Below are 25,433 nucleotides of genomic sequence, written 5' to 3' on the forward strand. Positions count from 1 at the left end.
TAGCCAGCATGTCATATCCCGCTGAGTTGGATGCTCGTGGCCTCCACGAGTGGGCCTCCCGAACCGTGGAGGAGCTGCAGCGCCGCCGCGCCGAGATCAATGCCCTCAACGTTTTCCCAGTGCCCGATTCCGACACGGGATCCAACATGGCGCACACCATGGAGTCCGCGTTGGCGGAGGCCAATAAGGGCGAGGTGGACGTGGCCGAAGCCCTGGCCATCGGCTCAGTGCGCGGCGCCCGCGGCAATTCGGGGATGGTGCTCTCCCAAGTGCTGCGGGGGGTTGCCGATGCCACGACGGATTCGCGCGTGGACGGTGCGGTACTCGCCGATGCTTTGACCTTGGCTGTCACTTTGGTGGACCGCGCGCTTGCCGCACCGGTGGAAGGAACGATTATTACCGTGCTGCGAGCCGCGGCGATCGCCGCCAATCAGGCTGCCGAGCAGCCTGGGGCCGAGCTTCACGGCATCTTGCTCGCAGCGGTCGAGGCCGCACGGAAGGCCCTTGCTGAGACCCCCTCGCAGCTATCGGCCCTGCGCGAAGCCGGCGTTGTGGATGCCGGTGGAACCGGCTTCGTAATTTTGCTCGAGTGCTTGCTCACTCAGGTCACAGGGCCCGACCCTGCCAGCCAACCCCTGACGGAGTCGGTGCCACTTTACTCCGCGGAGCCTGCCGTGCGGGAGCCACAGGCAGGAGAAGAGCTCGCAGAGATCGAAGCCATCTTCTTCTTTGAGGGCAACCTGGGCGACATCGAAGAGACCTTGGCTCCGCTGGGCAATAGTCTCGTCATTGCACGGGCGACGGAAACCTCCGCCAGCGTGCACATCCATAGCGCTGAGGCGGGGGCCGTGATCGAAAAGGCCTATTCCCTGGGAAAGGTCAGCAACCTGCGGCTCGAAGCGCTACCGCAGACGGGTCAGGCGGCCAGCTGCCAAGATTCTGGTGGTGGCGGGGGAGCACAGCGGCGTATCTTTGCCGCGGTGCCTGAAGAGGCAGCGCGGGAGCTTTTTGAGAAGGCGGGGGCGGACGTCGTCAAGCCCGGCGAAGAACTGCAAAGCGCCGGGGAGGGAGATCTTTTCTTGCCCAATGGCTGCGGTGGTGACCCGGGCAAGGCTACTGTCATTCCGACCGATTCCCTGGTAGTCGGGCTGGCGGCGCTCTCGGTTTATGCGCCGAGTTCCGCGCACACCGACGACGTGCTCGCCGCGATGAAGGACGCTGCCCGCTCCATGCGGGTAGCCTACCCAGATAGAGAAAACGTGGCTGGGATTCTAGCGGCATGTCGTACTCAGCTGGGCTATGGCGGCGAGCAGATCACGGTGCTGACTGGCCTTGAGCTAGAGGAAGACGAGTTAGCCCGAGAGTTGGGGGTTGATGTCGTGGTTCTGCACGTGCCTGGACTGCGCACTGAGATTGGGGTGGAGTAGACCATGCTGGGCTGGCAGGATGACCGCGCACTGACGGATATCTTGGCAAAGAAGGATGCCGCGGCTTTCAAGCGCGCCTTCGGATACACCACGTGCGGGGAGCTGCTCAGCCACTATCCGCGCGACTACATCCGCCACAATAAGGACGTGGGCCTCGGCGGTGCTGAGGATGGTGATCACGTCACCATCACTGGCGTTATCGAAGAACTCCGCGTTAAACACACATCTAAAGCCGTGGTGTTTATCCTCTACATGGATAGCGGAGTCCAGGCCTCCTTTTTCAATGCGCACTACGTGCAGCGCGTGCTGGGGCGCGGCATGCGCGTCATGCTCTCCGGCAAGCTGAAATACTTCCGGGGATACCCCAGCTTGCAGCACCCCGATTTTCTCATCCTCGACCCCGGCCGCTATCAGGAGTCCCTGCTGGATAGCACTACTGGGCAGGGGACAGGTTCGCTGAAGAAGCTCTCCCAGTTCGGCTCGCTGGAGACCTTCCTGCAGCGCGAATGGATTCCCGTGTACCCGGCTAGCGGAAAGGTGACGTCGTGGTACATCATGGGCGCTATCCATAAAGTGCTCGAGCACACCCCACCGATCCCGGAGCCGCTGGACTATCGGATGATGGTGACGCTGGATCAAGCCGTGCGCGAGATCCACGAACCGGGTGATAATGGCCCGGAGCGCGCTATCCAGCGCCTCAAGTACAACGAGGCCCTATCGGTGGGCCTAGTTATGGCCTTGCGTCAGCGCGATGTCAAGGCGCGCACGGCAACCCCGATGCCGGCAATTCTGGAAGGTTACCGCGATGAGCTGCTCAGCGAGCTACCCTTCGCGCTGACTGACGGTCAACGACGTGTCATCGGCGAGATCGACGCAGATCTGTGTGGCACCGCGCCCATGATGCGGCTGTTGCAAGGTGAGGTCGGTTCAGGCAAAACGCTCGTTGCCACCTGTGCCATGCTGCAGGCGGTTGATGCTGGAAAACAAGCTGCACTGCTTGCCCCGACGGAGGTACTGGCGGCGCAGCATGGGGCGTCGATTAGCGCCAGCGTTCCCGAAGGTGTCACCGTCACGGTCCTAACGGGTTCGATGAAGACGGCGCAGAAACGCAAAGCTTTGTTGGAGATTGTCTCTGGCGAGGCCGATATCGTGATTGGCACCCACGCCATCATCCAGGACAGCGTTGAATTCTTCGATTTGGGCCTCGTCATCGTGGATGAGCAGCACCGCTTTGGCGTCGAACAGCGCGATAGCCTGCGCACCAAAACTCGGGAGGGAACCAGCCCGCACCTGTTGGTGATGACTGCGACACCTATCCCGCGCACGATTGCCATGACGGTGTTCGGTGATCTAGCGGTATCGACGCTCAAGGAGCTACCCGGTGGACGCAAACCTATCTTGTCCGCGGTGGTTCCCGAATGGAAGCCGGAGTGGGTACGCCGCGCCATCGAGCGCATCCGTGAAGAGGTAGGCAAGGGTCACCAGGCTTATATCGTTTGCCCGCGGATTGAAGGAGAGGGCGGTGTGGAAACCATGTCGGTTCAACTGCGCAACCTTCCCTTGCGCGGACTGCGGGTGGAGATGCTCCACGGCAAAATGCCCGATAAGGACCAAGTAATGGAGAGCTTCGCGCGCGGGGAGATTGATGTCCTCGTGGCCACCACGGTCATTGAAGTCGGCGTCGATGTTCCCAATGCCACCGTCATGCTGATCCGGGAATCGGAGAACTTTGGAGTCTCGCAGCTGCACCAGTTGCGCGGGCGCGTGGGACGCGGCGGCAATGAATCGGTGTGCCTGCTGCACACGACGGCTGAGCCTAATAGCAAGTCTTTCCGGCGTATCAAAGCTATCGCGGATACGCCATCTGGTTTTGACCTAGCTGAGCTCGACCTACAGCAACGCCACGAAGGCGATATCTTAGGAACACTGCAATCCGGTACGAAGCGCACGCTGAAGTTGCTGAACCTCATCAATGACCGGGACATCGTCGAGCGCACGCATGCTGATGCCGCCGCGTTGGTCGAGCGTAACCCTGAATTAGCGGAGGAACTGACGCACAACCTAAGCGCAGATGAACAGGGATTTTTGGAGAAAAACTAGGCTTGTCACCGCGGGAAACTGAGGGGAGATAGGGTAGAAGCCATGACCAGAATCATCGCCGGAGAAGCCCGCGGGCGCACCATCAAGGTGCCCGAAGCTGGGACGAGGCCCACGTCCGACCGTGCCCGCGAGGGCCTTTTCTCATCGTTGAATGTGCGCTGGGGGTTCATTGATTCCCGCGTGTTGGATCTCTTTGCTGGTTCCGGCGCCTTAGGCCTTGAGGCAGCTAGCCGTGGCGCTGAGGAAGTCGTCCTCGTGGAGAATAATGCCGCGGCCGTGAAGGTCATTCGCCACAATATTGGGGTGGTGAAGCACCCGCGCGTGGAGGTACGAGAAATGAAAGCCTCGTCATACCTTGCCACCGCACCGCGCGGCTACTTCGACATGGTGCTCGCGGATCCGCCCTATGACTTCGATGATGTTGATGGTCTTCTCGCCGCCATCGAGCCGGTGCTGGATGATGCCGCGATAGTTGTCATCGAGCGCCACGTGGACTCGCCGCACACACAGTGGCCAGATGGCTTTGAGCCCACCGGTCAGAAGCTTAAGAAGCGGACCTTTGGCATCGCGCGTTTTGATATGGCGATCTATCACCGCAGTGCGGATAGCTCGAAGATCGATACCACCGGAACCCAGGAGGACTAGCCATGCCGACTCACGCCGTATGCCCCGGTTCTTTCGATCCCATCACGCTGGGGCACGTCGACGTTTTTAATCGTGCCAGCGAGCTTTTTGACAAGGTCACGGTGCTGGTGACGGGAAACCCCGACAAGCCTTCTGGGCTGTTTAGCGTGGAGGAGCGCGTGGACCTTATTCGCCGTACCGTTTCCCCGGAGATCGAGGTGGACTGGTGGGGCGGATTGTTGGTGGATTACACCAGCGCCCATGGCATAGACACGATTGTGAAGGGCTTGCGCTCCTCCTTGGATTATGAGTATGAGCTGCCGATGGCGCAGATGAACCGGCGCCTTTCCGGAATCGATACCGTCTTTTTGCTCACGGATGAGAAATACGGATATATCTCTTCTTCGCTGTGCAAGCAGGTGGCGCAGTACGGCGGTGATGTTACGGGTATGTTCCCGGATCATGTGGCTGCCGCAGTGATGGAACGCTACCGAGGCTAAAGGGATATGTCTGTACTGGCAATACCCCTCGTTGTCCTACTTACCGTCATCGCTGGCTCGTGCTTGCAGCGAGTCTCCGGCATGGGCCTGGGCCTCATTGGTGGGCCCATCCTGACGCTTTTCCTCGGCCCCGTCGAAGGCATCATGGTCATCAACGTCTTGGCCTGCCTCAATGCCATCCTCACGACCTATTCGATGCGTGAGAATGTGGACTGGGGAAAGTGGCTGCGCATCGGTCCTTTCATGGTCCTCGGCTCAATTCCGGCGGCGCTGCTCATCGCCCGTATTGATACTGCGGCGTTGTTGGTTCTGGTTGGTGCCGCCTTATTGATTGCGCTGGCCGTGGTGGTCTTTGGGCGCAAGTTCGTCCCGGAGATGAGTGGCACGGGCCCGGCCATCTCCGCGGGTATTTTGGGCGGGTTCACCAATACCCTGGCCGGCGTGGCTGGCCCGGTCATCACGGTCTATGCCCAGGCCGCGCGGTGGCCCAAGGAGGTTCTCGCGCCGACCCTGCAGCCCTGCTTTGTCATCGGCGGATTGTCCTCTGTTCTGACGAAGTACTTCTTGGGCTCCGGCGGCTTTGACGGTTTGCACTGGCTGGTGTGGCCCTGCGGGGTAATTGGAATGTGCGTTGGCATTCTCTTAGGAAAGAAGATTGCTGGGCGCGTCTCTCGGGACAAGGCCCATAAGCTATCACTGTGGCTGGCCAGCCTAGGAGCGCTCAGCGCATTGCTGCGAGGCCTTTTTACTCTGGGTGCTTAAACAGCGTCTCGGTATGGTGGAGTCCATGGCGAAATTCAAGATTGAGGACGCGCTCGCCCTGCGAGCTGGCAAAAATTTTCAGATTGACTCGGTTGATGCCTCGGCAACGCCTGGCTTCGACGGCGATAAAGCGGCGCTCGACGCCCGCTTCTCCAAGTATGACGATGAGCTCTATGAGCTGCAGGAGCGGCTTTTTGCCAACGGCCGCAGCTACGGTGAGGACGCCCCGGCGGTGCTCATCGTCCTGCAGGGCATGGATACCTCGGGCAAGGGCGGTGCTATCCGCCACGTGTTGAGCACCTTCGACCCGCAAGGAACCACGACCGTCGGCTTCGGTAAACCCACCGAAGAGGAGCTAGAGCATGACTTCCTGTGGCGCATCCGCAAACACGACCCGCAGCCGGGACAAATCGTGGCCTTCGACCGCTCCCACTACGAGGATGTCCTCATTCAGCGCGTGCACGAGTGGGTGGATGAAGAAGAGGTGGATCGGCGCATCGAGGCCATCCGTGACTATGAGCTGGAATTAACGGCCAGGGGAGTCAAGGTCATCAAAATCTTCCTTCACTTGTCCAAGGAAGCCCAGAAGGAGAATCTGCTGGAGCGCACGGAGCGGGAAGACAAGTTCTGGAAATACGACCCGGCTGATGTTGAGGAGCGCGCCTATTGGGATGAGTACATGTCGGCCTACGAGGATGCTATTCAGCGCACGGATGAAAACTACGCGCCCTGGTACGTCATTCCTACCGATAACAAGAAGTATGCCCGGATGGCGCTGAAGTTTCTCATCGTGGATCTCCTGCGCCACCTAGATCTGGAATGGCCGGCGCCCGACTTTGATCCGGAAGTCGAGCGCCAGCGTATTAAGGACGCTGACTAAGAGCTAGTCGCTTTCTGTGCCATCGACGTCGCTGGCCAGCTCGCGGGCGGCGGCGTTAAACGCATCCAGAACAGACAGCAGCGCTTCTTGCGCATTGATGATGCCGAGGTTGAGCGCGTGAAAGAGCTGGTCCTCGTTCAGACCAGCGGTGGTGACGAAGCACGCATCACCGCGCAGCTCAACCTCATCCTCAGCTAAACCAACGAGCGCGCGCCCATCGAAAGCACCGGAATTGAACTCGTTGCAGAGCACATGGAAGATGGGGAGCATCTCCGCATTGAGCTGTGTGGACAGCACGCTCTCGATGCGCACGAGGCCCTCTTCCACGGTGATGACCCAGTCAAGGTCGTTGAGGCGGGCAACTGCGGTTGTCGCATCTTCAGGGTGCGCGGTGGCTGCCATATCCAGCTCGGCGCCGTTGAGCACGCTCAACACGCGGTCCCGGCCGACGGCGGCCAGCGGTGATCCGGAGAGAATGTCGAAAGGATCGGAACTGCCGGATGCATTCTGGTTCTGATGTGGGTCCTGGCTCATGCTTGCTCCTCCTTATCCCAGGTGACAGCCTGCGGGAAGCGCTGTGCCACGACGTCGAAGATCTCAGCGAAGCTGGCCAGTGAACTCAGCAGGAAATGGCCGAGCTGAGCCAAGGAGAGGCCTTCGCCCACGCCCATGGCGCGGTTGGCGCCTAGGTGGATCTCCGCGTTACCCTTCGCATCCTCTTCTACGAGGAAGTTCAGGGTGGGCGCAACGCTGGCCCAGTTCAGCTCCGCCACCACGGCGGCTACCTCCGGTTCGAGGTGTGCTGGAAGAGTGCCCTCCCACGAGGCGAAGGCACTGAGTACCTCGCCTTCAGCGTCGAGCTCACAGTGCACTGCGATATGGGGGACACCGGTCTGCAGCACGCGGCGCGCGGAATCGGCACTGTCGGCGCCAGTGTCAGCGTCGTCTTCTGGCTCTGGGGTTGCCTCGATGAGTGCATAGTCGGCGGCGATAAGCTCGCACAACTGCGCCAACCGGTCGATGGTGACCGGCTCAACCACGTGGAGATCGGTCACTGCTGCTCACCCTGAGCACCCTCGGCCCCCTCGCCCGCCTGCGCGGCTGACTCGGAACCGAGCTTGGCCATTTCTTCGGCAGCGGCGACCATGGCGTTCTGGGCGTTGATGACGCCGTCCACAGAGGCGCGCAGTGCGGCCGCGAGTTGTTCATCGGTCATTCCGGCCGCGCAAGGAATGTCAGCCTCGGTGCGTACGAGCAGCATGCCATCGAAGTCAGCAATGACGGCGCGTGCCCCCATAGCCACGGAGTTGATCTGGTTAGCGGCCAAGAAAAGACCTGCGTCTGCCTTGGCATAGTTGACGTCCGTCGGAACATCGCAGCGCACGATAGCAACGCTCTCCAGGACGGCGAACATGCACGGCAGACCGTTGAGATTAGCGGTCGCGGCGTCGTCGCGACCGGTGACCGGCTCGAGTTCGATGTCGAAGGTCTTCATCGCCTCGATAATGCGGTCAAGGGTGACCTCCGGCAGTGCGTGCGGATCCTCGGCGGTAGGCGTTGTCGGATTAGTCATGGTTGTGCTCCTTCCAGGTGACAAGCTGCGGGTACTGCTGTTCCATCCACTCGAAGGATTGCAACACAGCATCCAGGGTGGACATGACGAACGCGCCGAGCTGGTTGCGGGATGCACCATGGGTCACGTCCAGATCGCGTGCACCGGAGACCGCCAAAGCGTTGTCTGGCGCTTCGAAGAAGCGGAACGTCGGCGTGAAGTGGTCCTGGTTCCATGCGTTGATGTGCATGAGCAACGCAGGGCCTTCGGAGGCGGGGACAGAGCCGCGCCATACGGAATCGACGATGAGAGAGGAGCCAACGAGCTGGAAGGCGATGGCGGCGTTGGAGAAGCCGGTGCGCAAGAGGTTGACCGTTTGGCCGTCTTGAGTCTTCTGCTCTTCGATGCGGTATTCCAAGCCTTCTGACTCAAAGATTTCCGCTATGCGCTCGAGGCTGACTTCTTCGATGGGTGTGTCAGGCTGCAGCTGGCGCTGCTGCGCGTGGTCATGGTTAGTGGTGTCCGTCAATTCTTCTACTCACTTCGCTACATTTTTCTTAATCTTTTCCGGCCCCGACACTACCGGAGCCGTCTTCCCCGGGTGCGCAGGTGGGGGCCTCGACGAGTTTTTCGCCACCGAGCTCGTGGGCGAGCGCTGGAGCGATGTCGGGGTAGCGGAAGGTGTGGCCCAGCGCTTCCGCGCGCGTGGGAAGGACCTTTTGGTTGGCCAGTGCCAGCTCCCGCGCACCTTCCTTACCCAGCAGTAGCGCCGGACCGACGCTGGGAATGGGGATGACGGTCGGCCGGTGAAGGAGTGAGCCGAGGGTATCTACATAGTCGCGATTGAGCACCGGGGTGGGGGAGACTGCGTTGATGGCACCGCTCCAGGCAGGGTCGAGGGCGGCGCGGGCAAACATATCTGAGAGATCATCCTGCGCAACCCAGCTATTCCACATGCTGCCCTTGCCAAATGAGCCGCCCAGTCCAGTAGAAAACAGCGCCCGCAGCAGCGGCAGGATTCCCGCGTTGGCAGATTGCACGATGCCGGTGCGCAGGTTCACCACTCGTTTCCCGGCCTCACGTGCCGGCGCGCAAGCATCCTCCCACGCCGTCACGACATCGGCCAGAAAGCCCTCACCGCGCTCCGAGCCTTCGGTTAGTTCTTCATCGCCCCGGTCCGGGCCGTAGATACCGATAGCGGAAGAACAGACCATCGCAGTCACGGAGGGAGTCTCGGCCGCCAGCTGCGCCAGCAGGTGAGTAGGGCCTACACGTGAATCCCGAATAGCTTCCTTGTGCGCGGTATTAAAGCGCCCGAAAATCGGCTCGCCGGCCAGGTGGATGAGGATATCAACGCCGTCCAGCAAATCTTTGGCGGGCACAGTAGGCCGCCACAGGCGCTCGCCGGCACCTGGTTTAGAGCGCACGAGCGGAATGACGGTGTGGCCCAAGGTGCCGAGCTGTGCGGCCACAGCAGTGCCTACCGTGCCGTGCGTACCAGTTATTGCTATTGTGCGGGGCTCGGCGTTGAGAGCACCCAGCCGCTGAGCAAAGCGAAAGTCCTCAATGAGCTGCTGCTGCCGGTAGGCAAAAATCGATTCCACTGCCCCCGTGGGGATGCGGGTGTCCACCTTGTCGGTGATGAGTGTGCCCTCTGGGTGGTCTTCAAAGACGTGTTCGTGGCGCCAATTGGCCAGCGAACGGAAGGGGGCGTTGATGCAGACATCAGCGAAAGAACGCCGCGGCTGGTACCTACTCAAATCATGCCGGGCGACCCATTTCAAACCACCAGGAAACCCCAAGATAGAAGTCCCATCAGCTAATGACTCGGCCTGCTGCAGGGGAGTCATGAAACCGAAAGGCGCGGTGAGGCGCGCGAGCGCTCCCGGGCGGGTGTGCCATTGCCAAACCTCTTCGCGCGGGGCTGGAACAACGTGCTGGGTAGTAAAACTCACTGTCTAGGGACCTGCCTCAAAAGATTCGGGGTGCGAGGGCGTACACAGCACGCCTGAAGAGTGCTATGGTTAGTGCTGGCTTTCAAGCATAGACAAGTCCTTTTAACCATTGTCCGACATCCTTTAAAGACCGCACCGTGAGGCGGGGAAGGAGGTCACGATGAGTGAAACCGGCACCCACGCGGAGTCCAACGAGCTGTTGAGCTCGAAAGACGTCGCGCGCACTGTCGCACGCATCGCGCACCAGATCATTGAAAAGACGGCGCTAGATTCGAGTGATTCCGCTCGAGTCCTGCTCTTAGGCATTCCCTCTGGTGGCGTGCCGTTGGCGCAGCGCCTTGCCGAAAAAATTGAGGAATTCTCCGGGGTGGAGGTTCCTTGGGGCTCCCTAGACATCACGCTGTACCGCGATGATCTCTATGCCCGCCCGCACCGTGCATTGCAGCCTACGACGGTGCCCGACGGCGGCATCGACGGCGCCACCGTCATTCTTGTCGACGACGTCTTATACTCCGGCCGCACTATCCGTGCCGCACTCGATGCCCTCGCGGACATCGGCCGTCCCGACATCATCCAACTCGCAGTCCTCGTGGACCGTGGACACCGCCAGGTCCCCATCCGTGCTGATTACGTGGGCAAGAACATTCCCACCGCGCGCGACGAGGACGTCACCGTGTACAACGCTGATATCGATGGCCGCGATGCCGTCGTTCTTACCCGCTTCACTGCACAGCCCGGCAAGGAGGCATAAATGAAGCACCTCATTAATATCGCCGACCACAGCGCCGAGGAGATCCTTGGGCTGATGGATGAGGCTGACCGTTTCCGGGAAGCCCTCGAAGGCCGCGAAGTCAAGAAGCTGCCCACGCTGCGCGGGCGCACCGTTTTCACCTTGTTCTATGAAAACTCCACCCGCACCCGTTCTTCTTTCGAAACGGCGGGTAAGTGGATGTCGGCTGATGTCATCAACCTCTCCGCGTCGACGTCTTCGGTCAAGAAGGGCGAGTCCCTCAAGGACACCGGGTTGACTTTGACGTCGATCGGCGCAGATGCCATCATCATGCGCCACCCTTCCTCGGGTGCTGCGCAGCAGCTCGCCGGCTGGGTGGCACCTGAAGGGCAGGGGCCGAGCGTCATCAACGCCGGCGATGGCTCTCACCAGCACCCCACGCAGGCGCTTCTCGACGCCGTCACGATGCGCCAGCGCCTGCACCTAGGAGCGGATCGCTCCGCCGCAGGCACCGGCTTCGAGGGACTGAAAGTCACCATCGTTGGTGATTGCCTGCACTCCCGCGTCGTGCGCTCCAACGTGGACCTGTTGTCCACCCTGGGAGCCGAGGTCACGCTCGTCGCTCCGCCGACACTGTTGCCCTTCGGCGTGGACACTTGGCCGGTGCGGGTCTCCCATGACTTCGACGCCGAGGTGCCGGAGGCGGACGTCGTCATGATGCTGCGCGTTCAGGCAGAGCGCATGAATGGTGGCTTTTTCCCCTCGCACCGCGAATACGCCTCCCTCTACGGGCTGTCCAAGGACCGCGCCGCGGCCATGAAGAAGGATGCCATCATCATGCACCCGGGCCCCATGGTTCGTGGCATGGAGATCAACTATGCCGTGGCCGACTTTGACAACACCGCAGTGCTCCAGCAGGTCAACAACGGTGTCCATGTGCGCATGGCCACCCTCTTTACGCTGCTGACGAACGGCGAGAACGCCGGTATCTAAATCGAGTTATCTCACATACCAACGAGGAGAGCTTTTCAGAAACCATGACTATTTATCCAGACACCGGCGTGCTCTCGGCTCCTGCGGCGGGCACCTTGCTCATCACCAACGTCCGCCCTTATGGCGAGGGCGAACCCACCAGCATCCTGATCAAGGATGGCGTCATCGAGGCCATCGGCACCGCCGCCGATGCCGGGGACGCCAGGGACGCCGGGGCCGTGACCCCGGCAGTTGAGGTGGACCGCACTATCGACGGTGGCGGCAACGTGCTGCTGCCGGGGTTAGTGGACATGCACGTTCACCTGCGTGAGCCGGGCCGCGAGGACACCGAGACCATCGAAACCGGCTCGCGCGCTGCCGCCAAGGGCGGCTTTACCGCCGTGTTCACCATGGCCAACACCTCCCCGGTGACGGACCAGCCCATCATCGCCGAGTCCGTCTGGGCCAAGGGCCAGGCACGTGGCCTGTGCGACGTCCATCCGGTCGGCTCCATCACGAAGGGCCTCGAGGGCAAGACCCTGACCGAGTTTGGCATGATGGCCCGCTCGGACGCCAAGGTGCGTATGTTCTCCGACGACGGCAAGTGCGTCCAGGACCCACAGCTCATGCGCCGTGCCCTGGAATATGCGAAGGGACTTGACGTCCTGCTGGCGCAGCACGCAGACGACCACCGCATGACCGAAGGCGCTAGCGCCCACGAGGGCGAGGTTGCGGCCCGCCTGGGCTTGCGCGGCTGGCCGCGCGTCGCTGAGGAATCCATCGTCGCCCGCGACGCCCTACTCGCGCGTGATTACGGCAACCGCATGCACATCTGCCACGCTTCGACGAAGGGCACCGTGGAGCTGCTCAAGTGGGCCAAGGAACAGGGCATTCCGCTGACCGCCGAGGTGACCCCGCACCACCTGCTGCTGACCGATGACAAGCTGGTGACCTACGACGGCGTCTACCGCGTCAACCCACCGTTGCGCGAGGAATCCGACGCCCTGGCCCTACGCCAGGCCTTGCTTGACGGGCTTATCGACGTCGTGGCCACAGACCACGCTCCGCACGGCAGCGAAGACAAGTGTGTCGAGTTCGAGCACGCTAAGCCGGGCATGCTGGGACTGGAATCCTCCCTGGCGGTCATCGCCAAGCTCTTCGTCGCCACCGGCCTGGCCGACTGGCGCTTCGTCGCCCGCGTCATGTCGGAGCGTCCGGCAGAGATTACTCGCCTGCCTGGTCATGGCCGCCCGATTGCGGTGGGCGAGCCAGCCAACCTCACCATCGTCGATCCCAAGCACAAGTGGGTATCGGATTCCACGCGTCTGGCTTCGAAGTCGGAGAACAACCCCTATGAGGGGGAGGAATTCGGTGCACGCGTGGCCTACACCATCCTGCGTGGCGCGGTGACCTACGACCTAGCGGCTGAAAGCGCCAGCGAGGCGGCCGAGTGATCGGGATAATCGACAATCAGAGTTGCTCGACACTTAAGTAACCAACGCACGTCCCCAACACAACCAACCCTTCACCGAGAAAATTCACTGAAAGGTTCAACACACAGTGACTTCCACTACCACCACCCCCGCCATCCTGGTCCTCGCTGATGGCCGCACCTTCCGAGGCTTCGGCTTCGGTGCCACCGGTACGACTCTGGGCGAGGCCGTCTTCACCACCGCCATGACGGGTTACCAGGAGACTATGACGGACCCGTCTTACCACCGCCAGATCGTCGTCGCCTCTGCGCCGCAGATTGGCAATACGGGCTGGAACGATGAGGACAACGAGTCCCATGACGACAAGATCTGGGTTGCCGGTCTAGTTATCCGTGATCTGGCCCGCCGCGTCTCCAACTGGCGTGCCGCCCGCTCCCTGCCGGAGGAGATGGAGAAGCAGGGAATCATTGGTATTGGGGGAATCGATACCCGCACTTTGGTGCGCCACCTGCGCAATCACGGCTCCATCAAGGCAGGTATCTTTTCCGGAGAGGCCGCTGAGCGGGACGTCGAGGAGCTCGTCTCTGAGGTCAAGAACCAACCTTCGATGGCCGGCCTTGACCTGTCCGAAGAAGTCTCGACCGATGAGGTCTATACCTTCCCAGCCGTAGGGGAGAAGCGCTTTACCGTCGTGGCCTATGACATGGGAGTCAAGACCGCCACCCCGAAGCACTTTGCCGAGCGCGGCATCGAGACCATCGTGGTTCCCGCCAACACCCCGTTCGAGAAGATCAAGCAGTACAACCCAGACGGCGTGTTTGTCTCCAACGGTCCGGGCGACCCGGCTACCGCTGACACCATGGTCGGCATCGTGCGCGACATCCTTGCTGCTAAGTACCCCTTCTTCGGCATCTGCTTTGGCAACCAGATCCTCGGCCGTGCGCTGGGTATGGACACCTACAAGCTGAAGTTCGGCCACCGCGGCATCAACGTTCCGGTGCGCAACCAGCTGACCGGAAAGATCGATATCACCTCCCAGAACCACGGCTTTGCTTTGGCCAGCCCCTCGGGCAAGGAAGACCCGGCCGGCGAGGAATTCGATACCGACTTCGGCCCGGCAGTGGTCTCCCACACCTGCCTCAACGACAACACCATCGAAGGTGTTGCGCTCAAGGATGGCATGGCGTACTCCGTGCAGTACCACCCTGAGTCCGCCGCCGGCCCACACGATGCCAACCCGCTCTTTGACCAGTTCATCGAGCTCATGACTGAAAAGTCCCCGAACAAGTAGAACGCAACCAGGAAAAGGAAGAAGAAACACATGCCAAAGCGCAACGACATCAATCACGTCCTGGTTATCGGCTCCGGTCCGATTGTTATTGGTCAGGCCTGCGAGTTCGACTACTCCGGCACCCAAGCCTGCCGCGTGCTCAAGGAGGAAGGCCTGCGCGTCACGCTGGTTAACTCCAACCCGGCAACGATCATGACGGACCCGGAGTTCGCCGACCACACCTATGTGGAGCCCATCGAGCCCGAGTTCATCGAGAAGATCTTCCAGAAGGAAAAGGAAGAGGGCAACCCCATCGACGCCGTGCTGGCAACCCTGGGCGGCCAGACCGCTCTGAACGCCGCGGTACAGTTGGACCGCCTGGGCATCCTCAAGAAGTACGATATCGAGCTCATCGGTGCTGATATCGACGCCATTGAGCGCGGCGAGGATCGTCAGAAATTCAAGGACATCGTGGCCTCCATCGGTGGCGAATCCGCGCGCTCCCGTGTTTGCCACACGATGGAGGAGGTCCACGAGACCGTTTCCGAGCTTGGCCTCCCAGTCGTTGTACGCCCATCGTTTACCATGGGCGGCCTGGGCTCCGGCTTGGCCTTTAACGAAGAGGACCTTGAGCGCATTGCCGGCGGCGGCTTGGCTGCCTCGCCGGAGGCGAACGTTCTCATCGAGGAGTCCATCCTGGGCTGGAAGGAGTTCGAGCTCGAGCTCATGCGTGACGGCGACGATAACGTTGTGGTCATCGCTTCCATCGAGAACGTCGACGCCCTCGGCGTCCACACCGGTGACTCCGTGACCGTGGCCCCGGCATTGACCCTCACGGACCGCGAGTACCAGAAGATGCGCGACCAGGGTATCGCCATCATCCGCGAGGTCGGCGTCGACACCGGCGGCTGCAATATCCAGTTCGCTGTAAACCCGGATGACGGCCGCATCATCACCATTGAGATGAACCCGCGCGTGTCCCGCTCCTCCGCGCTGGCCTCTAAGGCCACCGGTTTCCCGATTGCCAAGCTGGCAGCCAAGCTGGCGATTGGCTACACCCTGGATGAGGTACGCAACGACATCACTGGCGTGACCCCGGCGGCCTTCGAGCCGACTCTGGACTACGTCATCGTCAAGGCCCCGCGCTTTGCTTTTGAGAAGTTCCCGGGCGCCGATGACACTCTGACCACCACGATGAAGTCTGTGGGCGAGGCCATGGGTATCGGCCGCAACTATATTTCCGGCCTGAACAAGGTCATGCGCTCGCTGGAGGGCAAGCCTTCTGGTTTCTGGACCAAGCCGGATGAGTACTTCGCTGGGGAGCGCGCAACGGACGTGGAGGCCGTTCTCAAGGACCTGGAGCGTCCGACCGAGGGCCGCATCTACGATGTCGAGCTGGCTCTGCGCCTCGGTGCCACGGTGGAGCAGTTGCACGAGCACTCGCACATCGACCCGTGGTTCCTCGCCGAGCTTGAGGCGCTTGTTGAGTTCCGCGAGGAGCTCGTGAGCGCGCCAGTCCTGGACGCTGAATTACTGCGCCGCGCTAAGGTCTTTGGCCTGTCCGACGCCCAGATCGCGGCTCTTCGCCCAGAGTTCGCCGGTGAGGATGGCGTGCGCTCCTTGCGCTGGTCTTTGGGCATTCGCCCGGTGTACAAGACCGTTGATACTTGTGCGGGTGAGTTTGAAGCCCAGACCCCGTACCACTACAGCTCTTATGAAATGGACCCGAACGCTGAGACCGAGGTGCGCGAGAGCAGCGAGAAGACCAAGGGCAAGGTCATCATCTTAGGCTCCGGCCCGAACCGTATTGGCCAGGGCATCGAGTTTGATTACTCCTGCGTGCACGCCGCCCTGGAGCTTTCCCGTGAGGGCTACGAGACGGTCATGGTTAACTGCAACCCGGAGACGGTGTCGACTGACTATGACACCGCCGACCGTCTCTACTTCGAGCCGCTGACCTTCGAGGATGTCATGGAGGTTTACTACGCGGAGGCCGCTTGTGGTGAAGTTGCCGGCGTCATCGTTCAGCTGGGTGGCCAAACCCCGCTGGGCCTGGCTGAGCGCCTAACGGCTGCCGGCGTTCCGGTCGTGGGAACCTCGGCCGCTGCCATCGACTTGGCCGAGGACCGCGGTGAATTCGGCAAGGTGCTTGCCGAAGCCGAGCTGCCTGCACCGGCCTTCGGCACCGCTACCTCCTTTGAGGAGGCCCGCCAGGTCGCTTCGAATATCGGCTATCCGGTGCTGGTCCGCCCGTCCTACGTGCTGGGTGGCCGCGGCATGGAGATCGTCTACGACGAGGATTCGCTGCGCGATTACATCGAGCGCGCTACCGAGATCACCTCGGATCACCCAGTCTTGGTCGACCGTTTCCTAGATAACGCCATTGAGATCGACGTCGACGCGCTGTGTGACGGCGAGGAGGTCTACCTCGGCGGAGTCATGGAGCACATCGAGGAAGCAGGTATCCACTCCGGTGACTCCTCCTGTGCGCTGCCACCGATGACGCTGGGGCCGGAGGATATTGAGAAGGTGCGGGAGTCGACGCGTCGCCTAGCGCACGGCATCGGCGTCAAGGGCCTGATGAACGTTCAGTACGCCCTGAAGGATGACACTCTCTATGTCATCGAGGCCAACCCGCGTGCCTCCCGTACCGTGCCCTTCGTCTCCAAGGCCACCGGCGTGCCGCTGGCTAAGGCTGCCGCACGCGTCATGCTGGGTGCGTCCATTGCGGAGCTGCGCGAGGAAGGCATCATTCCGTCCACTTACGACGGTGGTTCCCTGCCGCTGGAGCACCCGATTGCGGTCAAGGAAGCCGTGCTGCCGTTTAACCGCTTCCGTCGCCCCGACGGCCAGCTGCTGGATACCTTGCTTTCTCCAGAGATGAAGTCCACCGGCGAGGTGATGGGCTTGGCTGATAACTTCGGTGCCGCCTATGCCAAGGGTGAGATGGCCGCCTTCGGTGAGCTGCCCACCGAGGGCACCGTGTTCGTCTCCGTGGCCAACCGCGATAAGCGCACCCTTATCTTCCCGATTCAGCGCCTGGCCTACATGGGCTACACCATCGTGGCCACTGCCGGTACCGCGCAGATGTTGCGCCGCAACGGCGTCGAGTGCGAGGTGGCCCGGAAGGTCTCGGAAGCTGGGGAGGGTGAGGAGTCCATCGTGGACCAGATCCTCGGCGGCAAGGTCGACCTCATCCTCAACACCCCGGCAGGCTCCGCCGGCGCCCGTCACGATGGCTATGACATCCGCGCCGCTGCGGTATCCGTGGGTGTTCCACTGGTGACCACCGTCCAAGGCGTGACCGCAGCCGTGCAGGGCATCGAAGCCCTGCGCCGCGGAGACCTCAAGGTACGCGCGCTGCAGGAGCTTAAGCATGACCCAGCCAACTAGGAAGACGCCGTCTTTCGGCGAGCGCCTCGTGGCAGCCGGTGCGGAGCGCGGGCGCCTGTGCGTGGGCATCGACCCCCACCCGCACTTGCTGGAGGCCTGGGGCCTGTCGGTTGATGTGGATGGTCTGCGCACGTTTACGCTGCGCTGTGTAGAGGCTTTCGCGGAGACCGCGGCGGTGGTGAAGCCGCAGGTGGCCTTCTTTGAGCGTTTCGGCTCTCGCGGTTTCGCTGTACTCGAGGAGGCCCTGGCGGGCCTTCGAGAGCAGGGCTGTTTGAGCCTAGCGGACGCGAAGCGCGGTGACATCGGTTCTACCATGGCGGGCTACGCACAGGCCTGGCTGGGGGAGGACTCGCCGCTGCGGTCCGATGCTGTGACGGTCTCGCCCTACCTTGGTGTGGGCGCTTTGAGCCCAGTCTTCGACCTAGCGGAGGACACTGGACGAGGGGTCTTTGTCCTTGCGGCGACCTCCAACCCGGAGGCCGTGGCGTTGCAGTCGTTGAGCGTCGACGGCCGCAGCGTGGCGCAACGAGTCGTCGATGAGCTTGCGCAGCGCAATGCGTCTGCGGCTGGGCCAGACAACACCGTGGGTGCTCTCGGCGTGGTCGTGGGCGCGACGTTGGAGGCTCCGCCTGCATTAGACCAATTAAACGGTCCAGTGCTGCTTCCGGGAGTCGGCGCCCAGGGCGCAACGCCCGCGGATGTAAGGCAACTCACCGCAGCGGCACCTAAACTGGGCTTTGCTAACGTCTCCAGGGCTATTCTTTCGCAGGGGCCTAATGCCTCTGAACTGCGGAAAGCCGTAGTGGATACGGCGGCGGAGTTCCGGGACTAATACTCAGACCAGGTAGCGGCGTGCTGGATTAACAGGAGCGCCGTTTACCTGGTATTTTGTTTAAGGCATGTGCGTTGACGTGCAGGAACCTTTAAGTGAAAGGGGCCGCGTTGCGTCACCGCGTACAGACCAGTGCTAGGATTGCCAGAAGTCGGTTCGTGGAGGTAGCAAAAGCTATCCCGCGCTGGGGAAATCTTCCCACCGTGAGCCGAGATTCTGGTGCTAGCCATCAGATGACAATGTTCGTACTAATGAAATCGGAGGAAACCCGTGGCCCTTCCCAAGTTGACAGATGAGCAGCGCAAAGAAGCTCTCGCAAAGGCCGCTGAGGCCCGCAAGGCTCGCGCTGAGCTCAAGGCGGCGTTGAAGCGCGGCGAGACCAACCTGCAGGAAGTTCTGGAGAAGGCCGAGACCGACGAGATCATCGGCAAGACCAAGGTCTCCGCTCTCCTCGAGGCTCTGCCGAAGGTTGGCAAGGTCAAGGCCAAGGAAATCATGGAGGACCTGGAGATTGCTCAGACCCGTCGCCTGCGCGGCCTGGGTGACCGTCAGCGCCGCGCCCTGCTCGAGCGTTTCGGCTACGGCGAGTAATTAGCACAATGGCTGACGAAACTGCACGCGGGCGCCTGGTCGTTCTGGCCGGGCCGTCCGCTGTGGGTAAGTCCACTGTGGTTTCGCGCCTGCGTGATGATGTTGACAACCTCTACTTCAGCGTCTCAATGACGACGCGCCAACCCCGCCCCGGCGAGACTGATGGGGTGGATTACTTCTTTGTCTCCCCGGAGGCTTTCCAAGAACACATTGACGCCGGTGACATGCTCGAATGGGCTGAGATCCACGGTGGTTTGCAGCGCTCCGGGACGCCGGCTCAGCCGGTGCAGGAAGCGATGGTGGCCGGCCGTCCGGTGTTGGTGGAGGTTGATCTTGCAGGCGCCCGCAACGTGAAGGCGGCGATGCCGGAGGCGGAAACCGTGTTTCTCGCCCCACCGTCCTGGGAAGTTCTGGTTGAGCGCCTAACTGGGCGCGGGACCGAACCGCAGGATGTCATTGACCGCAGACTGCATACTGCAGAGACGGAACTTGCCGCGCAAAAGGAATTCGACCACATCGTTGTGAATGAAGATCTCGATGAGGCCGTTGCTGCAATTAGTGCTATCCTGCGTGGATAGACCACGATTTTGACCATCTACCAACAGTAAAGGTGCATGTGACCAACGTGACCACACCTGCCAATTCTGAGGCCGTGAAGCCGGAGCCAGTATTCGATCCGCCGACGGGTATTACCGATCCGCCGATTGATGAACTGCTGGGCAAGGTCTCGTCCAAGTACGCTCTGGTGATTTTCGCTGCGAAGCGCGCACGCCAGATCAACAGCTATTACCAGGAACAGGATGAAGGCGTCTTCGAGTTCGTCGGACCACTGGTAACCCCGGAACCGGGTGAGAAGCCGCTGTCCATCGCCCTCCGCGAGATTGACGCTGGCCTGCTGGACCACGAGGAAGGCAACTAGCCTGCTCATCGTGAAGTCAAAAAGGCAGCTTCTTAAAGTGCCTTAGCGCCATTCTGAATCTAAACCCACCCAAGTGTCTCTCTAGGCGCTTCGGTGGGTTTGCTGTGTCTTGGGTACTATCGGCCGAGTGAAGGACGTACAGAAAACCCCAGATAGTTCAGAGTTGAGACCTGCGTCGACCAAGCCCGCAGGGGGCCGCCGAATCCTTATCGGCGTGGCAGGCGGCATTGCTGCCTATAAGGCGTGTCACCTTATTCGGGATTTTAAAGAACAGGGCGATGATGTCCGCGTCGTTCCCACGGAGGCCGCATTGAACTTCGTTGGGGCGGCCACCTTCGAAGCTTTGTCAGGACACCCGGTCTCCACAACCGTCTTTGATGCCGTGGATGAGGTCCAACACGTTTCCTTGGGGCAGCAGGCTGATGCAGTCGTCATCGCTCCTGCCACCGCGGATCTTATCGCCCGGTTGGCCTGTGGCCGCGCCGATGATCTTTTGAGCGCTTCCGTGCTGGTTGCTACGTGCCCCGTCATCATTGCCCCCGCCATGCACACGGAGATGTGGCTGAACCCGGCAACCCAGGACAATGTGGCAACGCTCCGCCGGCGCGGTATCACCGTGATGGAGCCGGCGCATGGCCGACTCACCGGCACCGATACGGGTGCTGGCCGCCTGCCGGATCCAGAGCAGATAGCGGAGTTTGCTCGTACGATTATCGCGGGGCATCGCGTGAAGCATGATTGGCAGGGCCGGAAGGTTGTGATCTCTGCCGGAGGTACCCAAGAGAACCTCGATCCAGTGCGGTACCTTGGCAACCGTTCTTCTGGACGCCAGGGTTTTGCCTTGGCGGAGATCGCTGCGCAACGCGGGGCGGATGTCACTATTGTTGCTGGAAACACTGAAGCGCTTCCCATCCCTGCAGGCGCTTCCGTGGTGCGCGTGACATCGACGCGGGATATGCAGGAGGCGATGAATAGCGAAGCTGCCGATGCCGACATCATTATCATGGCCGCGGCTGTTGCCGACTACCGTCCCGCGTCCGTGGCGGATTCGAAGATGAAGAAGGGCGCAGCAGACGAGGACTTGGCCAGCCTTGAGCTCGTGGAGAACCCGGACATACTCAAGGGTCTGGTGCAGCGGCGTGAGAATGGTGAAGTTAAGCGCGAGGCAATCATCGTTGGCTTTGCTGCGGAGACTGGTGATGAGACTACTAGCGTGCTCGAGTATGCCCACCAGAAGTTTGTGAAGAAGGGCTGCGATGTGCTCATGGCTAATGAGGTCGGAGAGGGCAAGGTCTTTGGCCAAGCCACGAGTGCCGGGTGGATCCTTCGTCGCTCTTCCGACCCAGTGGTGGTTGCCCCGGGCTCAAAGCAAGTTGTGGCCGCACAGATTCTTGATGTGGTGAATGAAATGTTGGAAAAGTAGCGCTCGTTCTTGCAGTTGTAGACCGCTTGGTCTACGATGGGGCGGTGTTAACAGCCGAGGCGTGGGTGAGGCGAAGTCCTGCCCACGGCGCGCGGAATTAGTTTAAGGAAGATTTGTGACTGATAAAGCTGCTCAGGCGGTGCGCCTTTTTACTAGCGAATCCGTGACAGAAGGTCATCCGGATAAGATTTGTGACGCGATCTCAGACGCCATTCTTGACGCCCTCCTGGAGGAAGATCCTGACGCCCACGTCGCTGTGGAGACTCTCGTGACGACGGGCCAAGTCCACGTCGTGGGCGAGGTGCGCACCTCCGGTTATGTTGAAATCCCGCAGATCGTCCGCAAGACCCTTGTAGAGATCGGTTTTACCTCTTCCGATGTGGGCTTTGATGGCCACACCTGTGGCGTCAACGTGGCCATTGGTGAACAGTCCCAGGAGATCGGGGCCGGCGTCGACGCCTCCACAGAGGTGCGTTCGGGGACGTTTGAGGATGATGACCAGTATGGCGCTGGTGATCAGGGCCTCATGTTTGGCTACGCAACGAATGAAACTCCAGAGTTTATGCCGCTGCCGATTTCGACGGCCCACCACCTTTCGCGCCGTCTTACCCACGTCCGCAAGGAAGGTATCGTGCCTTCGCTCCGTCCCGACGGAAAGACTCAGGTCACCTTCGCTTACGACGAAAATGATGTGCCGACGCGCTTGGAGACGGTCGTGATCTCCACGCAGCATGATCCGGATGTGACCCAGGAGTGGTTGGCCGAGCAACTTCGCACCCATGTCGTTGAGTGGGTCGTGAACGATGCTGACTTGGGCCAGTACTACACCGAAGATACTGAGCTTCTCATCAACCCATCCGGCTCCTTCATTCTGGGCGGGCCCATGGGTGATGCGGGCTTGACCGGCCGCAAGATCATCGTGGACACCTACGGTGGCATGGCCCGCCACGGTGGCGGTGCGTTCTCCGGTAAGGACCCAAGCAAGGTGGACCGTTCCGCGGCTTATGCTATGCGCTGGGTGGCTAAGAATATCGTGGCCGCTGGCCTGGCTGACCGTGCCGAGGTGCAGGTTGCCTACGCCATTGGACGTGCAAAGCCGGTCGGTCTGTATGTGGAGACCTTCGGCACTGCCCACGAGGGCTTGAGCGACGCTGACATTCAGGCAGCGGTGAATAAGGTCTTCGACCTGCGCCCGGCCGCGATTATTCGCGAGCTCGACCTGCAGCGTCCAATCTATCGTCAGACTGCAGCCTATGGACACTTCGGGCGTACCGATGTCGATCTGCCGTGGGAGGACACCTCGCGAGCCGACGGCCTGCGTCGCGCCGCCGGCCTGTAGAATCGGGCCCTATGCCCAAGAAGACACCCGCCGCCCAACAACCGGTCGCGCGGGTGTTGCCTTTGTTAGGGGTGGCCCACTTGGACCGAGAATTCGACTACCTCATTGATGAATCGGATTCACAGGCTGCTCAGCCCGGAGTGCGGGTGCGCATCCGCTTCAATGGTCGTCTGGTTGACGCCATCTTGTTGTCGCGGGCTAGCGATTCCGACTATGCGGGTTCGCTTCGTTATATTGATCGCGTCATTTCTCCTTATGCGGTGTACACCCCGACAATGTCAGCGCTCATCGAATCCCTCGCGGCTCGTTATGGCGGCGTGCGCTCCGACATCATTCGCACCGCGATCCCGGCGCGCCACGCCAAGGCCGAAGAAGCAGACGTGGATACGCCGTGGGAGGAACTTGGCACTGCCGAGTATCCGGATCTTTCCGCGTGGTCGGGCTACCAGCACGGGGAGTCCTTCGTAGATTCGATCTTGTCCGGGCACATTGCCCGGGCAGCCTGGCAGATAGCACCCGGGGAAGACTGGGCCGGTGCTTTGGCAGCCCTTGGAACCAGCGTGGCCCTGCAGGGCGGGGGCGTGCTCATGGTCGTCCCCGATCAGCGTGACTTGAATTGCCTAGAGGCGGCGTTTCGCCGTCACGTTTCTGCCAAACAAATCACTGTCCTCGCGCACAGTACTGGGCCCCAGGCCCGTTATCGTCGCTATCTTTCCGCCTTAACTGGTCAAGCACGGATCGTCATCGGTACTCGCTCCGCAGCCTTTGCCCCAGTCAAGGGCCTCAAGCTGGCCGTTGTCCTCAATGACGGCGACGATAATTTGGTGGATAACCTCAAGCCCTATGCCCATTCGAGGGAGGTGCTTAGCACCCGCTCGGCACAGGAAGGCTGCAGCCTTGTCCTCGCCGGCCATGCGCGCACCGCAGAAGCCCAGTTGCTTGTTGAATCGGGGTGGGCCCACGATCTTTTACCTAGCGACACAGCGCTGGAGAAGAGACGCCCCAACATCCTTGCGGTGGGTGCGTACGGGATTAATCTGGCCCGCCACATGCAGGGCGGGACGACGGCTGTCAGCGGCCCGGCATTTCAGGCCACACGTGCGGCGCTCGACCGCGGTGAGCCTGTTCTCGTACAGGTCCCGCGTAAGGGTTATGCGCCGATTTTGGCTTGTGGGCACTGCGCGTCCCCGGCGCGTTGCCGTCATTGCAATGGCCCCTTGGGTCTGCCTTCCGCTGGTGCTTCGAGGGATGAATCGACAGATTCGGCTGCGCTGCCGACGTGCCGGTGGTGTGGGCGCGTTGACGCTCATTATCGGTGCTCCGACTGCGGCTCGCCGCGGCTGCGCGCCATCGTGCTGGGTTCCGAACGCACGGCGGAAGAGATGGGCCGCGCTTTTCCCAATACCAGGGTGATTCAGTCGGGCGGCTCCACAGTCCTCGATGAGATCCCTACGGGTCCCTCGCTGGTTATCGCTACACCGGGCGCGGAACCGCGCATCGCGGAGGGTGGGCACTACGGCGCCGCCCTCTTGGTGGAAACCGGGGCGCTGCTGGGCCGCCAGGATCTGCGAGCCACGGAGGACACTTTGGCCAAGTGGGCGGCTGCTGCGACTCTCGTCGCGCCGGCACGCGACGGCGGTGCGGTGATCGTTGCCGCCGATGAGCAACTGCCACTCGTGGGCTTCTTGAGCCGCTGGGACATGGTGGGAGCTGCAGCAGCGGAATTGCAGGCACGCCGCGAGGTACGCTTTCCACCTGCTGTGCATATGGCGGCCGTCGATGGCGCCGATGCTTCCCTCGATGCGTTTTTGGAGTTGGCGGAACTGCCGGAACATGCGGAGCTTCTCGGGCCCGTCCCGTTGCCGCCGGGAGTGAGCCTGCCAGGTGACTATGACCATGAGCGCGGCGGTGAGCCGCAGCGGCTATTGATTCGTACCCCACTAGGTCCGCGTTCAGAGCTCGGTCAGGCTTTGAGAAAGGCTAATTCCGTGCGCAGTGCACGCAAGGATGTGTTGCCACTGCGCATCACCGTGGACCCAATCAACATCGGTTAAGGGCTGCGTTCTTTTCACCCCTGGCGGGCGCGCGCTGCTGGAGGTGAACTATTCTCGGTAGCCTACACACTGTTTAGCCCTCGAGGAGTACCACTATGACTGTGCGCGAGGTTCGCCTTTATGGCGATCCGGTCCTGACCACCCGTGCCGAGGAAATCACCGAGTTCGGGCCGTCACTGGAACGCTTGGCCCAGGACATGCTGGAAACCATGGAAGATGCTGGGGGAGTCGGATTAGCCGCCAACCAGATTGGTGTGACCAAGCGCATCTTCGTCTTCGATTGCTCACACTTTCAAAGCGGCCTGCGCGGTGCGGTAATCAACCCAGAGTGGGAAGCGGTAGGGGAGGACATGCAGTTAGGAACTGAGGGCTGCCTGTCCATCCCAGGTATTTCGCAGCCCACCGAAAGATTCTCCACGGTGCGTCTGCGCGGCTACGACCCGCAGGGCCGACCTGTATCGATGCTGGCTTCGGGGCTTATGGCGCGTTGCATACAGCACGAAACAGATCACCTGGATGGTGTCTTGTTCCTCCAGCGCCTGAGCGACGAACTGCGCAAGGAATCTATGAAGACCATCCGCCAAGCGGAGTGGTTTAACTCATAGCCGCGCGCACGCTCTGACGCCAGCGCGGCCCCACATCGATTAAAAATTAGAACCCCAACAACGTGAACTAAG

Annotated in this window: 24 protein-coding genes; 19 read left to right on the top strand and 5 right to left on the bottom strand. The window is 61.3% G+C overall.

Annotated features, from left to right (window positions below; all coding sequences use genetic code 11):
* The first annotated feature begins 8 nt into the window (after window positions 1–8).
* From CAURIM_RS06075 to CAURIM_RS06100, 6 genes are read left to right on the top strand one after another with little or no spacing between them, the layout of a single operon-like run.
* A complete protein-coding gene (locus CAURIM_RS06075) occupies window positions 9–1,427 on the top strand; it encodes a DAK2 domain-containing protein (protein WP_201828285.1) in 1,419 nt (472 codons plus the stop codon).
* A gap of 3 nt (window positions 1,428–1,430) precedes the next feature.
* Window positions 1,431–3,527: an ATP-dependent DNA helicase RecG gene (locus CAURIM_RS06080; RefSeq protein ID WP_201828283.1), complete on the top strand. Its 2,097-nt coding sequence runs from the start codon at window positions 1,431–1,433 to the stop codon at window positions 3,525–3,527.
* A gap of 42 nt (window positions 3,528–3,569) precedes the next feature.
* A complete protein-coding gene (gene rsmD, locus CAURIM_RS06085) occupies window positions 3,570–4,172 on the top strand; it encodes a 16S rRNA (guanine(966)-N(2))-methyltransferase RsmD (RefSeq protein ID WP_201828281.1) in 603 nt (200 codons plus the stop codon).
* Between the two features lie 2 nt (window positions 4,173–4,174).
* Window positions 4,175–4,651 carry a pantetheine-phosphate adenylyltransferase gene (coaD, locus tag CAURIM_RS06090; protein WP_070444976.1) on the top strand — a complete coding sequence of 159 codons (477 nt, stop codon included), beginning with the start codon at window positions 4,175–4,177 and terminating at the stop codon, window positions 4,649–4,651.
* Between the two features lie 6 nt (window positions 4,652–4,657).
* Window positions 4,658–5,413: a sulfite exporter TauE/SafE family protein gene (locus tag CAURIM_RS06095; RefSeq protein WP_070444973.1), complete on the top strand. Its 756-nt coding sequence runs from the start codon at window positions 4,658–4,660 to the stop codon at window positions 5,411–5,413.
* Window positions 5,414–5,438: 25 nt separating this feature from the next.
* Window positions 5,439–6,293, top strand: a complete 855-nt coding sequence (locus CAURIM_RS06100; RefSeq protein WP_201828279.1) for a PPK2 family polyphosphate kinase — start codon at window positions 5,439–5,441, stop codon at window positions 6,291–6,293.
* Window positions 6,294–6,296: 3 nt separating this feature from the next.
* On the opposite strand, the gene CAURIM_RS06105 is transcribed toward CAURIM_RS06100, so the two are convergent.
* From CAURIM_RS06105 to CAURIM_RS06125, 5 genes are read right to left on the bottom strand one after another with little or no spacing between them, the layout of a single operon-like run.
* Window positions 6,297–6,827: a hypothetical protein gene (locus tag CAURIM_RS06105; RefSeq protein WP_070444967.1), complete on the bottom strand. Its 531-nt coding sequence runs from the start codon at window positions 6,825–6,827 to the stop codon at window positions 6,297–6,299.
* Window positions 6,824–7,348 carry a hypothetical protein gene (locus tag CAURIM_RS06110; protein ID WP_070444964.1) on the bottom strand — a complete coding sequence of 175 codons (525 nt, stop codon included), beginning with the start codon at window positions 7,346–7,348 and terminating at the stop codon, window positions 6,824–6,826. Before CAURIM_RS06110 ends, CAURIM_RS06105 begins: the two co-directional genes overlap by 4 nt.
* Complete coding sequence (locus tag CAURIM_RS06115) at window positions 7,345–7,866, bottom strand: YbjN domain-containing protein (RefSeq protein WP_070444961.1); 522 nt, start codon at window positions 7,864–7,866, stop codon at window positions 7,345–7,347. The genes CAURIM_RS06110 and CAURIM_RS06115 overlap by 4 nt, the downstream gene beginning before the upstream one ends.
* A complete protein-coding gene (locus CAURIM_RS06120; RefSeq protein WP_070444958.1) occupies window positions 7,859–8,374 on the bottom strand; it encodes a YbjN domain-containing protein in 516 nt (171 codons plus the stop codon). The genes CAURIM_RS06115 and CAURIM_RS06120 overlap by 8 nt, the downstream gene beginning before the upstream one ends.
* A gap of 28 nt (window positions 8,375–8,402) precedes the next feature.
* A complete protein-coding gene (locus CAURIM_RS06125; RefSeq protein ID WP_201828277.1) occupies window positions 8,403–9,800 on the bottom strand; it encodes a TIGR01777 family oxidoreductase in 1,398 nt (465 codons plus the stop codon).
* A 160-nt stretch (window positions 9,801–9,960) separates the two neighbouring features.
* Between CAURIM_RS06125 and pyrR the strand changes: the two genes are divergently transcribed.
* From pyrR to def, 13 genes are all read left to right on the top strand, one after another.
* The gene (gene pyrR, locus CAURIM_RS06130) at window positions 9,961–10,551 is read left to right on the top strand and encodes a bifunctional pyr operon transcriptional regulator/uracil phosphoribosyltransferase PyrR (protein WP_201828275.1); all 591 of its coding nucleotides are present in this window, start codon (window positions 9,961–9,963) and stop codon (window positions 10,549–10,551) included.
* Entirely contained in the window at window positions 10,552–11,523 is a 972-nt protein-coding gene (locus tag CAURIM_RS06135) for an aspartate carbamoyltransferase catalytic subunit (RefSeq protein ID WP_201828274.1), read from the top strand.
* 44 nt (window positions 11,524–11,567) lie between these two features.
* Entirely contained in the window at window positions 11,568–12,956 is a 1,389-nt protein-coding gene (locus tag CAURIM_RS06140) for a dihydroorotase (protein ID WP_201828272.1), read from the top strand.
* 106 nt (window positions 12,957–13,062) lie between these two features.
* Window positions 13,063–14,226 (top strand): glutamine-hydrolyzing carbamoyl-phosphate synthase small subunit, encoded by a 1,164-nt coding sequence (gene carA / locus CAURIM_RS06145; protein ID WP_201828270.1) that lies wholly within the window; start codon window positions 13,063–13,065, stop codon window positions 14,224–14,226.
* Between the two features lie 30 nt (window positions 14,227–14,256).
* Complete coding sequence (carB, locus tag CAURIM_RS06150) at window positions 14,257–17,598, top strand: carbamoyl-phosphate synthase large subunit (protein WP_201828268.1); 3,342 nt, start codon at window positions 14,257–14,259, stop codon at window positions 17,596–17,598.
* Entirely contained in the window at window positions 17,582–18,430 is an 849-nt protein-coding gene (gene pyrF / locus CAURIM_RS06155; RefSeq protein WP_201828266.1) for an orotidine-5'-phosphate decarboxylase, read from the top strand. Before carB ends, pyrF begins: the two co-directional genes overlap by 17 nt.
* 270 nt (window positions 18,431–18,700) lie before the next feature.
* Window positions 18,701–19,021, top strand: coding sequence for an integration host factor, actinobacterial type (mihF, locus tag CAURIM_RS06160; protein ID WP_010186801.1), 321 nt, complete (start codon window positions 18,701–18,703; stop codon window positions 19,019–19,021).
* A gap of 8 nt (window positions 19,022–19,029) precedes the next feature.
* The gene (gene gmk / locus CAURIM_RS06165; RefSeq protein WP_070444933.1) at window positions 19,030–19,599 is read left to right on the top strand and encodes a guanylate kinase; all 570 of its coding nucleotides are present in this window, start codon (window positions 19,030–19,032) and stop codon (window positions 19,597–19,599) included.
* Between the two features lie 38 nt (window positions 19,600–19,637).
* Window positions 19,638–19,940, top strand: a complete 303-nt coding sequence (rpoZ, locus tag CAURIM_RS06170; RefSeq protein ID WP_010186799.1) for a DNA-directed RNA polymerase subunit omega — start codon at window positions 19,638–19,640, stop codon at window positions 19,938–19,940.
* Between the two features lie 163 nt (window positions 19,941–20,103).
* Window positions 20,104–21,363 carry a bifunctional phosphopantothenoylcysteine decarboxylase/phosphopantothenate--cysteine ligase CoaBC gene (gene coaBC / locus CAURIM_RS06175; protein ID WP_201829585.1) on the top strand — a complete coding sequence of 420 codons (1,260 nt, stop codon included), beginning with the start codon at window positions 20,104–20,106 and terminating at the stop codon, window positions 21,361–21,363.
* Window positions 21,364–21,478: 115 nt separating this feature from the next.
* The gene (gene metK, locus CAURIM_RS06180; protein ID WP_070643443.1) at window positions 21,479–22,702 is read left to right on the top strand and encodes a methionine adenosyltransferase; all 1,224 of its coding nucleotides are present in this window, start codon (window positions 21,479–21,481) and stop codon (window positions 22,700–22,702) included.
* A gap of 11 nt (window positions 22,703–22,713) precedes the next feature.
* Window positions 22,714–24,756 carry a primosomal protein N' gene (locus CAURIM_RS06185; protein ID WP_070643446.1) on the top strand — a complete coding sequence of 681 codons (2,043 nt, stop codon included), beginning with the start codon at window positions 22,714–22,716 and terminating at the stop codon, window positions 24,754–24,756.
* Window positions 24,757–24,851: 95 nt separating this feature from the next.
* A complete protein-coding gene (gene def, locus CAURIM_RS06190) occupies window positions 24,852–25,361 on the top strand; it encodes a peptide deformylase (RefSeq protein ID WP_070643449.1) in 510 nt (169 codons plus the stop codon).
* Window positions 25,362–25,433 lie beyond the last annotated feature (72 nt).

This window comes from Corynebacterium aurimucosum (assembly GCF_030408555.1).
GTDB lineage: Bacteria > Actinomycetota > Actinomycetes > Mycobacteriales > Mycobacteriaceae > Corynebacterium > Corynebacterium aurimucosum.

What these genes read in the sequence shown, in the direction of transcription:
- CAURIM_RS06075 (WP_201828285.1), top strand. Translation starts at nt 9, where the DNA reads ATGTCATATCCCGCTGAGTTGGATGCTCGTGGCCTCCACGAGTGGGCC.
- CAURIM_RS06080 (WP_201828283.1), top strand. Translation starts at nt 1,431, where the DNA reads ATGCTGGGCTGGCAGGATGACCGCGCACTGACGGATATCTTGGCAAAG.
- rsmD (WP_201828281.1), top strand. Translation starts at nt 3,570, where the DNA reads ATGACCAGAATCATCGCCGGAGAAGCCCGCGGGCGCACCATCAAGGTG.
- coaD (WP_070444976.1), top strand. Translation starts at nt 4,175, where the DNA reads ATGCCGACTCACGCCGTATGCCCCGGTTCTTTCGATCCCATCACGCTG.
- CAURIM_RS06095 (WP_070444973.1), top strand. Translation starts at nt 4,658, where the DNA reads ATGTCTGTACTGGCAATACCCCTCGTTGTCCTACTTACCGTCATCGCT.
- CAURIM_RS06100 (WP_201828279.1), top strand. Translation starts at nt 5,439, where the DNA reads ATGGCGAAATTCAAGATTGAGGACGCGCTCGCCCTGCGAGCTGGCAAA.
- CAURIM_RS06105 (WP_070444967.1), bottom strand. Translation starts at nt 6,827, where the DNA reads ATGAGCCAGGACCCACATCAGAACCAGAATGCATCCGGCAGTTCCGAT.
- CAURIM_RS06115 (WP_070444961.1), bottom strand. Translation starts at nt 7,866, where the DNA reads ATGACTAATCCGACAACGCCTACCGCCGAGGATCCGCACGCACTGCCG.
- pyrR (WP_201828275.1), top strand. Translation starts at nt 9,961, where the DNA reads ATGAGTGAAACCGGCACCCACGCGGAGTCCAACGAGCTGTTGAGCTCG.
- CAURIM_RS06135 (WP_201828274.1), top strand. Translation starts at nt 10,552, where the DNA reads ATGAAGCACCTCATTAATATCGCCGACCACAGCGCCGAGGAGATCCTT.
- CAURIM_RS06140 (WP_201828272.1), top strand. Translation starts at nt 11,568, where the DNA reads ATGACTATTTATCCAGACACCGGCGTGCTCTCGGCTCCTGCGGCGGGC.
- carB (WP_201828268.1), top strand. Translation starts at nt 14,257, where the DNA reads ATGCCAAAGCGCAACGACATCAATCACGTCCTGGTTATCGGCTCCGGT.
- pyrF (WP_201828266.1), top strand. Translation starts at nt 17,582, where the DNA reads ATGACCCAGCCAACTAGGAAGACGCCGTCTTTCGGCGAGCGCCTCGTG.
- gmk (WP_070444933.1), top strand. Translation starts at nt 19,030, where the DNA reads ATGGCTGACGAAACTGCACGCGGGCGCCTGGTCGTTCTGGCCGGGCCG.
- CAURIM_RS06185 (WP_070643446.1), top strand. Translation starts at nt 22,714, where the DNA reads ATGCCCAAGAAGACACCCGCCGCCCAACAACCGGTCGCGCGGGTGTTG.
- def (WP_070643449.1), top strand. Translation starts at nt 24,852, where the DNA reads ATGACTGTGCGCGAGGTTCGCCTTTATGGCGATCCGGTCCTGACCACC.